Genomic DNA, 14,053 nt, shown 5'->3' with positions numbered 1-14,053 from the left:
GACAGCAAACGCGGCCGGCATTAATGTCCCCGAGTATGAAGAGGATCGGGTAGGACGGAATTCAGGTGGAAAGTAAGTTGATGACCAAGAGGTCTGCCGAATTCCGATTACATATAGACAGAAGAAACCATTTTATTTTTCAATAAAATTGGAAACGTTTCAATTATTGTTGGAAACGTTTCAAAAATCCTGACAGAAGGGAGAGAATTGGAAATACCGGCGGGACCACCGGTAAACGGTGCGCATGTGTCACCGGGGAGAGGATGACCGATTTCAAAGACACTGGAGGGGAAAAGATGATTTATCCGAAAGGGCTGCAGTCTTGGACAAGCCGGTTGCTGGCTATCGCCTTGCTGGTTTCATCGGTTCAATGGATAATCCCGGGAGGAGTGGCCAGGGCCTATTCCAACACCATCACGAATCCTGGATTTGAGACAGGTGACTTAAGCGGTTGGACGTTAGACAGCGGGAACGCTTTTAGTGCGGCCGATGTGGCAAATGACACGGATTACTGGAATAAGCAGAAGTTCAATCAGCACAATTTCTGGCACATTTGGGGCGGGAGGGGCGATAACGCTAAAGTCGGTACGCTGGTGTCCGAGACGTTCACGCTGGCTGGTGACGGCAAGATCAGCCTTATGGTCGGCGGCGATAACGATCTGAGCCAACTGTATGTCGCGCTTGTGGACAACGCCACGAACACGGAACTGCTCAAGGCGACCGGGACGGGGAGTGATGCCTATACCACAATAACCTGGGACGCATCGGCGCATGTCGGCAAGGTGGTGTACATCAAGCTGGTGGACAATTCGTCAACCGGTCATATCAATCTCGATAACATTGTGGTTCCGCAAAGCGCGTCGCTCCACGCTCATGTCGAGCCCGCGTTGTACAATCACGATTTCGAGCAGTCGGACCTGTACCCGAACGAAATCAGGGGCTGGACAAGCGTCAGCGGCGATGCCTTTGCGCCGAGCAGCCTCGTGCATGAGGAGTATTACAGCCAGGGCGGCAAGTTCCGCCAGGCCGGAACCTATCATTTGTGGGGCTTCAAGGACGGAGGCGACGGACAGACCGGCTCCATCCGGTCCGAGACGTTCACTCTTGGAGGAAACGGCGGGATCGATTTTCTCATTAACGGGGGACGGGACGCGGATAATCTGTACGTGGCCCTTGTGCGGGCTTCGGACGGCCAGATTTTGTTTAAAGAGACCGGACGTAATTCGGAGGGGTTCCAGCGGGTATTCTGGGACGCGTCGGCTTACCTCGGGCAGGATCTCTACATCCGTATCGTCGATAATGCGACAGGCGGCTGGGGCCATATCGGGGCCGACGATTTTCACGTCCTGAATTCCGTCTACGCTGGAGGTCTGGCCGGTTACTGGAAGCTGAACGAGAGCTCGGGGAAGAACACCGAGGAGTCGGTGACCGGTACAACGGACCCTGTCGCCTATCATCTGAACACCGGTGTCTACCAGCCTGCTCAATCCCCGCTGTGGAAGAGTGACGGGATCGGCGGCGGCGCGCTGCTGTTCGACGGCTACTCGACCTATGTGACCCGGACGGCGGACCGGATCGCTACCCCGACCAAGGCGATTACAGTGGAGGCGTGGGTCGCGCCCCGCAACTTCGAACATGGCGACGAAGCGCGGCTGTCCGCGATCGTCAACCAGCATAACCGGGAGGCGAAAGAGGGCTTTATTCTAGGCAATTACCGCCACGGCACCTGGGGCTTCCAGTTCGGCACCGGAACCAACTGGCGGGAGGTCAAGACCGATGCCGAGCTGCCGCTCGATGCCTGGTCGTATGTCGTTGCCACGTACGAGAGCTCAACCGGGCAGGCGGTGCTTTACCTGAACGGAACAAAGGTCGCCTCCGCGAATTTCACACCGGGCGAAGCCCTGCTTCCCAGCGACACCGATCTATTGATTGGCCGGAACAATCAGGCGTTCTGGTTGTACGGCTTCAATATGAATGCGTTCAGCGGCTTGATCGACGAGGTCAAAATCCGCAGCGTCGCTTTGGGCGCTTCCGATGTGCAAAACGCGTATGACAGCTATTTGGGCGCGCTTGGCGGTAACCTGCCTACGGCGAACAACCGGATCGACCGCAGCATCCTCGCTGATGACAGCCAGCGGCCGCAGTATCACGCGGAGCCGCCATCAGGTTGGCAGAACGAGCCTGGCGGGCCGCTGTACTTTAACGGCCAGTACCATGTCTTCTACCAGAGCAACCCGCGCGGGCCGTTCTGGAACCATATCCGCTGGGGGCATTTGGTGAGCACGGATATGGTGCATTGGCGGGACGCGAAGGATGCAGTCATTCCCGAGAAGAACGCCGTGGACCCTGACGGCGCATGGGCTGGAGGCTCCGTGCTGGACGGCAATGATGTGCCCGTTATTTTCTATACAGCCGGCGACGACCGGAGAACGCCGGGACAGCGGATCAACATTGCCCGCAGCAATTACGCGATAGACCAGGACAATGATCTGAATAATTGGATCAAGAGTCCGAAAGTCGTGGTCAATCAGCAAGACGGCGAAGGGATCATGGGCGAATTCCGCGATCCGTTCGTGTTCCGGGACGGAAATACGTGGTTCATGCTGGTCACGTCCGGCAAAAAAGACGCCTCCGGCAACGACATTGGCGGCACCGCTCTGGTCTATTCGACCACCGATCCGACGCTCGAGAGCGGATGGACATTCCGGGGCGATCTCTACGTTGGCGACTACTCCGCCTATCCGGAGACGGGCCGCGTATGGGAGCTTCCGAATCTGCGGCCGCTCGGCAGCAGCGGCAAGTATATTTTCATGATCAATCCGGCCAAAATGTCGCGCGGCGAGTACCAGTCCCGCTACACCTATTACTGGATCGGCACCTGGAATCCGGACACGGCCCGGTTCGTGCCGGACAGCCCGGCGCCGCAATTGCTGGACGTCGGAGAGCATTTCACCGGCCCGGCGGCAGGGTTGACGCCCGATGGACGTACCGTCATCTATTCGATCGCGCAGGGACGAAGAACGGCGACAATCGATTCGGACGCCGGCTATGCCCATAATTTCGGACTTCCGCTGAACGTATATCTCCGTCCGGACGGAAAGCTGGGCGAGGAGCCGATTGCCGAGCTTCAGGCGCTGCGCGGCACGCAGCTCGTTAATATCGGCACCGACACGAGCTTTGCGGCCGCCAATACGACGCTGGCCTCGGCCGTCAACTCCGACATGTACGAGATTGAAGCGGAGATCGACCCGGGCAGCGCCAATGAGGTCGGCTTCAGTCTACGCCGCTCCCCTGGAGCGGAAGAAGAGACGATTGTTTACTACAAGCGGAACTCCAAGGAGTTCTTCGTCAACCGGACCAAATCCAGCCTCAATCCCGATTTGGAGCACTGGTATCAGGGAGGAACGGTGGATATCGGAACCGAAAACATCAAGCTTCATATCTACGTGGACCGCTCCATGGTGGAAGCTTATTTGAACGGCCTCAAGTCGCTGACCACCCGTGCCTATCCGACACGCGGAGACGCCAAGGGCGTGCGCCTGTGGGCGAATGACAACACGGATACGGTCGTTGTGAAATCGCTGAAGATCTGGGAGATGAATTCGGCGTATACTTCCGTCAACCCGACTGGAGTGTCGCTGCCTGCGAGCAAGACGATTATTCAGGGCGACAGCCAGCTGGTGCTGGCGACCGTAACGCCGGCGAATGCAACGAACAAGGATGTCATCTGGACATCGAGCAACCCGGCAGTGGTGACAGTGGTGAACGGCAACATTTCGGCGAAGTCGGTCGGCACGGCCACGATCACCGCGAAGACGCGTATCGGCGGCTTCACCGCGACGACTGCCGTAACAGTCACAGCGGAACCGGCGCATGGGGAACTCGCCAATCACGATTTTGAAGACGGATTCAACGGTTGGACGATTCTGTCCGGCGACGCCTTCACCGCCCAAGATGTGACGACGGCCAATGACTGGGGCTGGGGCGGCCCGTTCAACCAGAATGGCGCCAAGCACCTGTGGAGCGTCCAAAGCGGTAATGACAGTCAGACCGGGGCTATGCGATCTGAGCAATTCGTTCTCGGCGGCAACGGACAGATCAATTTACTGGTCGGAGGGGGCAACAATTATTATGATCTCTATGTTACGCTCGTTCGCGCCTCTGACGGTAAGGAGTTGTTCAAAGCAACCGGACTCGACCAGGAATCGTATACCCGAATATATTGGGATGCCTCGGATTATATCGGTACGGAGTGCTACATCAAGATTGTCGATAACGCCACCGGCGGCTGGGGCCATATCAACATTGATGATGTAAACGTCCCCACCGTGGCTCCCTAGTAAAGGGTCAAGAGCCCGAATGTCGAGACGGGCAGTCTGAACGGTTGTAAATTAGTATAATCCCCTCTGGCATACATTGAAAAAGAGTTCATGACAGCATGAATTCAGCACTGTAGACCGGAGGGGATTTTCAAATCTTAAGTTCTGTAATGGGGGATGTCCGGACGCAATACCCAGGTACTGTTCGTTTTCCCAAGCATGTAATAGGCATTATTACTTAAGACCGTTGTCTTCTTTATTTTGTCTATGCTAAAATATTCCTGAATACATAGTCACATAAATCGTACGATAAAGGCAAAACTGATGAAAATCAGTGACGCAAAGCTAAAGGGACTAAGTGGAGAAATCCGTATGTCAGCCAGCTCCCGAATAATCGCACCTCCCGTAGATTTATGTGAAATAAAGGAGGAGAAGCATGGGAAAGTATTGGCATTCTTTTTGGTTGGGGTTTAACGAAACTATACTTGAAGATTGTATGTGTGAGAGCGTGAGATCGAAGATCTTTAGCAAGATCGGGTATCATAGAAGTAAACTGAATGCTTAAGCAGAAGAGGCACCTATTTTAGGTGCTTTTTTCTTGAGTCAGCGAAGTAAAGAGGAGCGGTTAGTCTTGCGGTGTATCACGATATGGCAGCCTTGGGCGACTTTATTAGCGCTTGGAGAGAAAAAATTCGAAACGAGAAGCTGGGCTACACAGCACCGGGATTCCATCGCCATTCATGCCGGGAAGAAGGTGGATAAGGCCATCTGCCAGAAAGAACCGTTCCGCAGCGTACTGGCAAAACACGGATACACAGCGGATACCTTGCCGACAGGGAGCGTGGTGGCGGTATGCAGGCTGGCAGATTGTCTTGAGGTCACCGAGAATGAAAGTGGAGCGGTTAAGCTGGAAAGCCCTTCGCAATCCATCGTCATCGGCGACCTTGAAAAAGCGTTCGGATCGTTTGCATTAGGGCGCTTCGCATGGGAGCTTGCGGATGTCCGGCGGCTGCCGGAGCCGATTCCGGCAAAGGGGATGCAGGGGCTTTGGAATTGGGAAGAGACAACATGATTTTTTAGTGCGTTCATCGGATGATAAATTCTACTCTGGTCCCATCCTTCAATTTCTCCAGCTGATTGCCGACCCAGCTGCCTGCACCGCGGTTATCGGCTGGTGATATGTATGCGATGTCTGCTCCTGTTCCGCCTTCCTCGCACATGGCCATGGGCCATTCATCGCGATCATAATGTTTTTTGGTGGGAATTCCCTTCAGCGACTCCCGGCGATTTTCTTCAGCTCCTTCACGGTTGATCGTGCATATGCTGGACTCGCCTCTCTCGATCGCTTTTTCAATATGCTTTGCCGTTTCCGGATACTCGTCCGATGGAAAAATCAGCTGTACCACTTCCGTATCGGAAGAAGGAGCGTTCCTGAAATCCCACCCGTTCCTCTCCGCAAGATAAGACAGCAGCAAAAGCAGCAGAAGCAAGGCAAGAAGAGCTGTGATCCGATTTTGTTTACTCAATGTTCTACTCCTTTTCTTATGCAAATCGTAGAATTTAATTATAATTCATTTTAAGGATTTGTTTACATCGTTTTTCCCATTTTTTTTAGTTGCGTATTCCCGCAATCTTCTCTATCCTTTTAAAAGGAGGGATAGTAGAAATGAGAAAAGCCTTACTGGCAGGCGCAGCAATTGCCCTTGTGCTGCTCAGCGCCTGCGGCGGAAAAGCGCCGGTTGCACTGTCCCATGAGGATGTGCAGGAGAGCGTTCAGGAATTCTACAATGAGATTTCTTCGCTTGATCAGACCGCAAAAACATCCCTGAATGACTTCAATGAAGCGCTGGCTTCATATTCAGGAGGCAGTCTGACGGCAGACGAGCTGGAGAAGGCGATTGAGAAGTTTCAGGATACGGCCTCCGATTTGTCGGATAAGGCGGATGATGTCGAGGTTGCACCCGGACTCCCGGATAACGTGGAGAAGCTGCTGAACGAAGCCAAGGAATCTTTTCAAAAAGCCTATGAAATCAAGAAAGAAGCCTCGCAAAGCGCCGATTCACCCGACGTAACCCCCGAGCAGTTCGATCAAATGAACAAAAATGCCGATATTGTCATGCTGTACGGGATCTCCAAGCTTAATCAGGCTAAAGAATCGATCGGGCTCCTTGAACCGAAGTAAAGCGAATAGTACGGATTTAAACGTCTATACAAGGCGCGCAGCGTTAATCGGCTGTCGGCGCCTTTTTCGCTTGTTTTTCCTGGTTGATTAAAATGCCGAAAAGCGGTTATAATACAAACATACGTTCTTGTTTTTGGCTAATTTTAAAGGAGGCGACTCCCTTTGGGGAAGAAACTGGAGGGAAACCCGTTGTTTGATAACGGCCGATTGAAATTGACGGATGAACGGAAACGGGAAGAGATGGAAAGAATGCTGTCGCTGTCGCTACGTGAGCATGTTCGAGTGACTGTTGTTTGGTGCGATTCGGTTGAGGAGTTGCGGCAGAGCGGATTTGTCACCTCCATTCATGCCCATTCGCGGGAAATCAAGCTGCAATGGGCAGACGAATGGAAGTGGATCGGGTTGGACCGTATTATGGAAGTGTATCCCGGTTAGCTTTCGGGACCGCTGCTTTTTTCATATGCGATCAACGTAACCGGAGTGCCCGTCAATTGTGCGATGCGGGTTTCGGCATTTTGGATAATTTCGATGGCATCCCGCTGATCCTCCAGTGTGGCTACTTTGTAGCTGTCGCTGTGTATATCCATAGTTCATCCCACCTTTCCGCAGATTAGTGTTCCCGGCAGGCGAAAAAATCATGCGGGTTCTCACTTTTGCATAGATCGGGGTGTTAAGGGGGAAGATAACAGCGACTCACACAACAAGGAGGTACTCACCTTTGAACAAGCTGATGGCTAGCTTTGCATGCACCGCTGTTTTATCGATGAGTCTGATGGGTGTCGGGTATGCATCGGACGCATCCGCGACAGTTGGGGAGGAAAGTGTCGCGATCCATGGTACCAATGATATGTACCGCGGAGACGGCACAAACTATCCTACAGGCGTAGGGACGCTGCGTACCAACGACAATACGGTTACTCCGCTCGTGAACACAACACGCACCGGCGCTTACCGTACCACTGCTGTCAACAACAACCGGAATAACTTCTCTTGGGGTTGGCTCGGTCTGATCGGTCTGTTCGGTCTGGCGGGCATGAGAAACAGAAATCGCGAACACCGTTAATTTTGAAGCAGGACGATGGCCCGTATCGGCGAACCGCTGGTGCGGGTCATGCTTTGTGAAAAAAAAGGGATTGCGCCAAGCCCTGAACCATGATATTATATATCTTGTCGCGTTATGCGGGATATGATTTTTTACCCCTGCCGGGGTGGCGGAATTGGCAGACGCACAGGACTTAAAATCCTGCGGTAGGTGACTACCGTACCGGTTCGATCCCGGTCCTCGGCATCTGGATGAAACCTTGAGAAATCAAGGTTTTTTTATTTTTACCAAGAGTATAGAATCCTAGGTGCCTAAATGTACTGCACAGGTTTCATTATAAGAACCTATTATCCCTCCTTTGCGGTATCTGATCAGTCAGATGTCTGCGAAGGAGGTTATTGCTGTTTTAGACCGATAATCATTTACATGATCTCCCAATGGAATTAAGCTTGTTTTTAGGATTTGAAGAACTCTTTATCCAAACAACGTAAGGAGCGTGAACGGGATGCCGTACGTTTTTATATGGTTTATAACTGCGTTTTTATTGATTTGGACGGGAATCGCGGTTTTTGCGGCTATTAGGCCGTATTATTTCTGGAAGGTCACCCAAGGCTGGAAGGCGGTTAAGGAACCGCCCAGAGCGTATTTTATTTTTTCCCGGATCATTGCTGTACTATTTTCGGTGATTGGAATTTACTTGTTAACGGTTGGTTACTGGTCCCGGTTATTCTAATTGGTCAAGAAGGTTTTGTCTGATACCAGCAGGGGGAACGACTGCTTTTATCTTCTCCCTAGCTCACCATGAAAACGCATTAAATCTATGATAAAATAATAGAATGTGGAGATTTAGCTTTGGCCGCTTGCGAGATGTGGGCGGTCATGTTAGTTAAAGGAGAGAAACGGACTTGAAGGATGAAGTGAAAGAAGCTTACAGGCTCTTGGGATTGCCAGAAGATGTGACCAAAGAAGAGGTGAACCGCCGGTTCGACCTCCAGCTGAAGCGCAGGAAATCGGCAACTGGCAGCGGGACTGCCGATTCCGGGCATACCCAGACCTATGAAGACGAAATGAAGGCTTTCCGCCTGATTCTGGACGACTGGGCCAGAACTGAAATTCAGGAGGCTGAGAATAAGCGTCTGGCCAAATGGGGGAGATTCGCGGGCACGGTCGGCAGGGTGGAGGATTTTTTCAGGCTGTATAGGACCCACGTGCTGGTAACCATCGCGATTGTTGCGGTGCTGATTGCAGGGGTAGCCGGTGTACAGAATTATCTGGAGAAGAAGAGAATAGAGGCCAGCCTGCCGCCGGTTGATCTGAATATTATATTCATCGGCAACTATATGGCAGAGAATGATCTGGAGGGAAATGGACAGCCTGTGGAAGAGGCGTTATTAAAGGCGTTTCCCGAGTGGCGCCGAGTGGAGGTTACAACCTTGTATATCCCTCCATCCAATTCGGAAGGCGGGGACATGGTCTACGTTCAAAAGGCCATTGCGGAATTGACCGCAAGCACGCCTGATGTGCTGGTCCTGGATAAGGACACTCTTCCTTGGCTGGCCCAGCAAGGCGGACTTGAGCTTCTGGATGATTCTCGGCTGTCCAAATGGTTTAGCACCGGCTCTAAAGATAGTTATGTCCGGAAGGCGTTAAATGACAAGGACGGAGCCGAGCATCCCTATGGAATTGATTTTACGAATAGCAAGTTGGCGTCTTCCCTGCCTTTGAAGCATGGCGAATTGATTGCCGGAGTTTCCGCGGGCGCAGTGAATAAAGAAAAAGCTTTTCAATTCCTGGAACGGTGTGCGGCTGAGGCCGGCTCCAACTGACCGGGATAGTCATTTAATTCCATGCAAAAGTAACGTTTCTCCATGTAACTTCACCCGATTCTGAGTTATTCTTATCCTAAGTCATGTCAGGTTCAATCTTGATTCAGCCCTTAGCGGAAAAAATAACTTTAGGAGGAACGGTAACATGCCATCCATTGCAGATACGCTTCAGTTGATCCATTCGGAGTTGTTCAGAGACAGGCTGACCGAACTCTATGGGGATGGCCAAGAGGCGCTCTCCAGCCAAACCGAAAGATACAGCGCTTTAGTCAATGAGTATAGCCAAAGATTCGGCGGATCGGATGTCTATCTGTTTAGTTCCCCCGGTCGTAGTGAAATCAGCGGCAATCATACCGACCATAATTTGGGCAAAGTGATTGCGGCCAGCATCAACATGGACTGCATAGGCGTTGCTGAAAAGACCGGGGATAACAAGGTCAGCATCAGAAGCATCACTTATAATGAAGATTTTACGATCGATCTGGGCCGCAGGGCAGAGAACCCGAATGCATCCGGAACGTACACTCTCGTTGAGGGAATCCTGAATGGGTTTGAAAAAAACGGCTATTCCATCGGCGGCTTCAACGTGTGTTTGACGAGCGATGTGATTAGCGCTGCCGGAGTGAGTTCGTCGGCGTCCTTTGAAATGCTGATCTGCGCGATCCTTAATTTCTTCTATAACGGAAATCAACTGGATATCGTAGCTTGCGCCAAAATCGGACAATACGCCGAAAACACCAAGTGGGACAAGCAATCCGGCCTGCTTGACCAAATCGCCTGCGGGTACGGGGGGCTGATCTCGATAGACTTTAAGGATGCGCAGCACCCGGTAATCACAAGCTTAAATTTTGAGCCGGTGAACCAGGCCTACAAGCTTCTGATTGTGCCCACAGGCGGAAATCATGCAGATCTAAGCCAGGAGTATTCTTCAATTCCCTCGGAAATGAAAGCGGTAGCGAAGGAGCTCGGGGCCCAGGTTCTCGGCGATTTGAGCGCGGCTGATGTGCTGAGCCGTTTTCAGGAACTCCGGGAAAAGGCAGGAGACAGAGCCGTTCTGAGAGCGCTGCACTTTTTCGAGGAAAACGACCGGGTGGATAAGCAGATTAAAGCGCTGGATGAGGGCCGTCCGGACGAATTTCTCAAGCTGGTCAATGAATCCGGCAACTCGTCGTGGAAATGGCTGCAGAATGTCTATTCCAATTTAACCCCGGAAACCCAGGGCGTATCCCTGTACCTGGCCGTTACCGAACTGTTCATCAAGAAAAATGGCGCCGGGGCGTGCCGGGTTCATGGCGGCGGATTTGCCGGCGTTATTATGGCCCTGCTGCCCAAAGACCTCGTCGATTCGTATACCGAATATATGAAATCATTTGGTGTCGACCAAATTTACTCCATTCGGATGCGCAAGTATGGCGCGGTTAATGTGAACCTTCTTTTAAGCGACGACACGCTTTCCGCGACTGCACGGAATTAATCGTACAGACCTGCCAGCATCAGCTTGGCGGGTCCGTTTTTAGTTAATATTTCTTTATATACAACGGGTACCTTCCAGAGGGAGGGTGCCCGTTTTTACTTCATATTTTCCATAAGTTGAATAAAAAACAGGGGGCGGCGAATAGTAAAGGCAGGAGGTGCCGGCTATGTCCATTTGGAGAACAAAACCAAGAAAACCTGCGGCGGTGAACAGCGGCAAGCAAAAGAACGCCCCCCTCTCCTCCAGTCTGGATGAAAATGTAAAGCGGGTTAGTGAGTGCTTCGGCAAAAGCCCTGACCTCATTATACGGTACTTTCAATTGATGCATTCACAAGTTCGAGTGGGAGCTGTATATATAGAAGGGATTACCGATAAGGCGGTGATTGAAGATTTTATCGGACATGCCATGTCCTTTGAAGGAAGCGGATATTCGAGTGCTCCAGACGTTATGGAGATCAACAATTATATGAAAGAAAAAGCGCTCGAGATGGGCAAAGAAAAGGCTATCCGGGATATGGACGGGCTGCTCGAAGCTCTGCTTTCCGGAAATATGGTGATTCTCATAGACGGTCTGAACCAAGCTATAGGCGGAGATACGAGCGGAGGCGAGGTAAGGGCGATATCTGAAGCGGCTACACAGATTTCGATCCGAGGTTCCAAGGAAGCTTTTACGGAAAGGATTGGAACGAATATTGCAGCTGTGCGCAGAAGAATAAAGAATCCGGATTTATGGGTAGAGACGTTAACTTTAGGTTCCGTGACACGAACCGAGGTGGCGATTATGTATGTTCATGGGATTGCAAACGAGAACATGATTCAGGAGGTCAGAACAAAGCTGAACAATATTCATGTGGACTCCATTTTGGAATCGGGCTATATTGAGCAGCTTATTGAAGAAAATAAGAATTCTCCTTTCCCAACGATGTATAATACCGAGCGACCGGACAGCGTGGCCGGAAATCTGCTGGAAGGACGAATCGCTGTTTTTGTGGACGGGACGCCCTTCGTTTTGATTGCTCCTACAACATTTTTTATGTTTTTCCATACGGTTGAAGACTATTACCAGCGATATGATGTCTCGTCTTTGATCCGGATGTTGAGGCTTATCTGTTTGTTTATATCATTATTCGGCCCTGCCCTCTTTGTTGCGGCCCTTACCTTTCACCAGGAGATGATTCCTACTCCGCTGCTGATCAATTTCGCTTCACAACGCGAAGGCGTCCCCTTTCCTACTTTTGTCGAGGCATTGCTGATGGAGGTCACCTTTGAAATCATCCGCGAGGCCGGTATTCGTATGCCTTCTCCGATCGGCCAAACGGTATCCATAATCGGAGGTCTGGTATTGGGACAGGCGGCTGTTCAAGCCGGAATCGTCTCTCCGGCCATGGTTATTGCCGTTTCCTTAACGGGCATCTCCAGCTTTACAACCCCGGCTTATAATATGGCGCTGTCCATACGTCTGCTCCGGTTTATCAATATGTTTGCGGCCGCCTTTATGGGGCTCTATGGCATCGCCATTATGAGCTTGATTTTTACCGCCCACTTATGCAGTCTGCGATCCTTAGGAACTCCTTATATGTCCCCGATAGCTCCCTTTATACCGGAGGATCAGAAAGACACGTTTATCCGTTCTCCATTGAATTTCTTGAATAGGACCGGGGGAAAGGGCGGGGAAACGAAATCAGGGGAGGGTAAGCATGAAAGCTAAATGGATATGCTGTCTGGTTATTCTTTCAGGCCTGCCGCTGCTGCTCACAAGCTGTTGGAACAGTCGGGAATTGAATGAACTTGCTATCGTAAGCGGTATTGGAATTGATAAGCTCCCGGGAAAAGAGGAATACAGGGTTACATTTCAACTTGTAAATCCGTCAGCTACTTCATCGAGTACAGGACCCGGTAAGGAACAGTCTACAATAGCGGTCTACTCGGCAAACGACAATACTTTATTCGGGGCCATGAGGAAAGCCTCGAGGAAGGTGAGCAGGCAGCTTTTTTTTGCTCATACCCAGCTTGTCATCTTGGGAGAGTCCATGGCGGAAAGCGGAATTGATCATGTATTTGACATTTTCGAAAGGTCTCATGAACTCAGGCTTAACTCGGCTGTGCTTATATCGAGGGATACGGATGCCGCTTCCATGATGAAGCAATTGCAGCGGGCGGAGACCATTCCGTCTATAGGAATAGCCAAAAAAAACAAGAACTCATCCCATTTATGGGGAGAAAACCGGTATGTCAATGTTAAGGAGTTAATTAGCGGATTTACCGGGGAAGGAGGCATGACCATAAGCGGTATTCGGCTCATCGGAGATAAGGAGGAAGGCAAGAAGAAATCGGACCTTGAACAAACGGAGTCGTCGGCGAACATCGTAATGAGCGGACTGGGTGTGCTAAAGGACGGTAAGCTTGTCGGTTGGCTGGATGGTTCCGAGGCCAGAGGAACCTTGTGGCTGCTGGACAAAATTGATGAGACCACTTTAAATATTGACTCTGAAGAAAAAAAAGAGTCGACTGCCGTCAATATTTTTACTTCCGAAACCAAAGTCAAAGTAGATGTCCGGGATGGAGTGCCCGTCTTTCATGTGCATATTTTGGAGGAAGGAACTGTGATTGAAACCAAGGATACGCTGGAGCTTAGCAATAGGGAAGTGATCCGGAAGCTTGAAGATAACCTGAAGAAAATAACGAAAGAAGAGGTGACGCAGGCCTTTCAAGCCGCTCAGCGTATGAACACTGACGTCTTTAATTTCGGAAATGAGCTTAAGCGAGTAGACTCCGATGGTTGGAAATCAGTCGGGAAGGATTGGGATCATGCATTCGCCAAAGGAGAGCTGGATATCCATGTCGAAGCGTTCATCCGCAATACGGGCATGAGATTAAATCCGTTCCTGTCGTCTGAATAGCACAGCGATTTACTCATCGTCATTTTTTTTGCCTCTTTTTGTTTGTTAATGAATCCACTATGACTACTATAAACGGTGCTGAGAAAAAAAGCGCCATGGCTGTGGTTTCCATTGAATTCGCGGTACGTAAAGTGGTACGTAGGGACTGAAGGGTAGAGAAAAGACTCATACCGGAGATAAGATCTACAAAGACGGTCATTGACAAGCCCAAAAAGCAAAGAAGTACATACAGAAGAAGGATTTTCATCAGATAACCCCTTTGGTATGGATTTAAAGAGCCGATTTCCGAACGGAAACAAAAATAGTATTG

Annotated in this window: 12 protein-coding genes, 1 tRNA gene and 1 riboswitch; of the genes, 11 read left to right on the top strand and 2 right to left on the bottom strand. The window is 50.9% G+C overall.

What is annotated here, in order from left to right; all coding sequences use genetic code 11:
* Positions 1–296: 296 nt before the first annotated feature.
* The gene (locus G5B47_RS04755) at positions 297–4,340 is read left to right on the top strand and encodes a GH32 C-terminal domain-containing protein (protein WP_235957073.1); all 4,044 of its coding nucleotides are present in this window, start codon (positions 297–299) and stop codon (positions 4,338–4,340) included.
* A gap of 283 nt (positions 4,341–4,623) precedes the next feature.
* A riboswitch (cyclic di-GMP riboswitch) is annotated at positions 4,624–4,710 on the top strand.
* A 240-nt stretch (positions 4,711–4,950) separates the two neighbouring features.
* Positions 4,951–5,391: an ASCH domain-containing protein gene (locus G5B47_RS04750; RefSeq protein ID WP_165094869.1), complete on the top strand. Its 441-nt coding sequence runs from the start codon at positions 4,951–4,953 to the stop codon at positions 5,389–5,391.
* 13 nt (positions 5,392–5,404) lie between these two features.
* On the opposite strand, the gene G5B47_RS04745 is transcribed toward G5B47_RS04750, so the two are convergent.
* Positions 5,405–5,845 (bottom strand): NucA/NucB deoxyribonuclease domain-containing protein, encoded by a 441-nt coding sequence (locus G5B47_RS04745; RefSeq protein ID WP_328804450.1) that lies wholly within the window; start codon positions 5,843–5,845, stop codon positions 5,405–5,407.
* 140 nt (positions 5,846–5,985) lie between these two features.
* Here G5B47_RS04745 and G5B47_RS04740 point away from each other — a divergent pair, with 140 nt between their 5' ends.
* Positions 5,986–6,501 (top strand): hypothetical protein, encoded by a 516-nt coding sequence (locus tag G5B47_RS04740; protein WP_165094867.1) that lies wholly within the window; start codon positions 5,986–5,988, stop codon positions 6,499–6,501.
* A gap of 162 nt (positions 6,502–6,663) precedes the next feature.
* Positions 6,664–6,936 (top strand): YolD-like family protein, encoded by a 273-nt coding sequence (locus tag G5B47_RS04735; protein WP_165094864.1) that lies wholly within the window; start codon positions 6,664–6,666, stop codon positions 6,934–6,936.
* Here G5B47_RS04735 and G5B47_RS04730 read toward each other — a convergent pair.
* The gene (locus G5B47_RS04730; RefSeq protein ID WP_165094861.1) at positions 6,933–7,088 is read right to left on the bottom strand and encodes a hypothetical protein; all 156 of its coding nucleotides are present in this window, start codon (positions 7,086–7,088) and stop codon (positions 6,933–6,935) included. The genes G5B47_RS04735 and G5B47_RS04730 overlap by 4 nt on opposite strands.
* Positions 7,089–7,231: 143 nt before the next feature.
* On the opposite strand from G5B47_RS04730, the gene G5B47_RS04725 reads away from it, so the two are divergent.
* From G5B47_RS04725 to G5B47_RS04700, 7 genes are all read left to right on the top strand, one after another.
* Positions 7,232–7,564, top strand: a complete 333-nt coding sequence (locus G5B47_RS04725; RefSeq protein ID WP_165094858.1) for a WGxxGxxG family protein — start codon at positions 7,232–7,234, stop codon at positions 7,562–7,564.
* Positions 7,565–7,703: 139 nt separating this feature from the next.
* A tRNA-Leu gene (locus tag G5B47_RS04720) sits at positions 7,704–7,789 on the top strand.
* A 259-nt stretch (positions 7,790–8,048) separates the two neighbouring features.
* The gene (locus G5B47_RS26145) at positions 8,049–8,276 is read left to right on the top strand and encodes a DUF6199 family natural product biosynthesis protein (protein WP_407945209.1); all 228 of its coding nucleotides are present in this window, start codon (positions 8,049–8,051) and stop codon (positions 8,274–8,276) included.
* A gap of 172 nt (positions 8,277–8,448) precedes the next feature.
* A complete protein-coding gene (locus tag G5B47_RS04715) occupies positions 8,449–9,369 on the top strand; it encodes a type 2 periplasmic-binding domain-containing protein (RefSeq protein ID WP_165094855.1) in 921 nt (306 codons plus the stop codon).
* A 145-nt stretch (positions 9,370–9,514) separates the two neighbouring features.
* Positions 9,515–10,843, top strand: coding sequence for a galactokinase (locus G5B47_RS04710; RefSeq protein ID WP_165094852.1), 1,329 nt, complete (start codon positions 9,515–9,517; stop codon positions 10,841–10,843).
* A gap of 166 nt (positions 10,844–11,009) precedes the next feature.
* On the top strand, positions 11,010–12,551 hold the full coding sequence (locus G5B47_RS04705) for a spore germination protein (protein ID WP_165094849.1): 1,542 nt from the start codon (positions 11,010–11,012) through the stop codon (positions 12,549–12,551).
* The gene (locus tag G5B47_RS04700) at positions 12,541–13,743 is read left to right on the top strand and encodes a Ger(x)C family spore germination protein (protein ID WP_025335801.1); all 1,203 of its coding nucleotides are present in this window, start codon (positions 12,541–12,543) and stop codon (positions 13,741–13,743) included. The genes G5B47_RS04705 and G5B47_RS04700 overlap by 11 nt, the downstream gene beginning before the upstream one ends.
* Positions 13,744–14,053 lie beyond the last annotated feature (310 nt).

Origin of the sequence: Paenibacillus apii (assembly GCF_011043685.1) — a bacterium.
GTDB lineage: Bacteria > Bacillota > Bacilli > Paenibacillales > Paenibacillaceae > Paenibacillus_AQ > Paenibacillus_AQ sabinae.
This window is presented reverse-complemented; position numbering and strand designations above follow the sequence as displayed.

Bases quoted from the DNA above. Each gene is read 5' to 3' on its own strand.
- G5B47_RS04705 (WP_165094849.1), top strand. From the start codon at position 11,010: ATGTCCATTTGGAGAACAAAACCAAGAAAACCTGCGGCGGTGAACAGC.
- G5B47_RS04710 (WP_165094852.1), top strand. From the start codon at position 9,515: ATGCCATCCATTGCAGATACGCTTCAGTTGATCCATTCGGAGTTGTTC.
- G5B47_RS26145 (WP_407945209.1), top strand. From the start codon at position 8,049: ATGCCGTACGTTTTTATATGGTTTATAACTGCGTTTTTATTGATTTGG.
- G5B47_RS04725 (WP_165094858.1), top strand. From the start codon at position 7,232: ATGGCTAGCTTTGCATGCACCGCTGTTTTATCGATGAGTCTGATGGGT.
- G5B47_RS04755 (WP_235957073.1), top strand. From the start codon at position 297: ATGATTTATCCGAAAGGGCTGCAGTCTTGGACAAGCCGGTTGCTGGCT.
- G5B47_RS04740 (WP_165094867.1), top strand. From the start codon at position 5,986: ATGAGAAAAGCCTTACTGGCAGGCGCAGCAATTGCCCTTGTGCTGCTC.
- G5B47_RS04730 (WP_165094861.1), bottom strand. From the start codon at position 7,088: ATGGATATACACAGCGACAGCTACAAAGTAGCCACACTGGAGGATCAG.
- G5B47_RS04700 (WP_025335801.1), top strand. From the start codon at position 12,541: ATGAAAGCTAAATGGATATGCTGTCTGGTTATTCTTTCAGGCCTGCCG.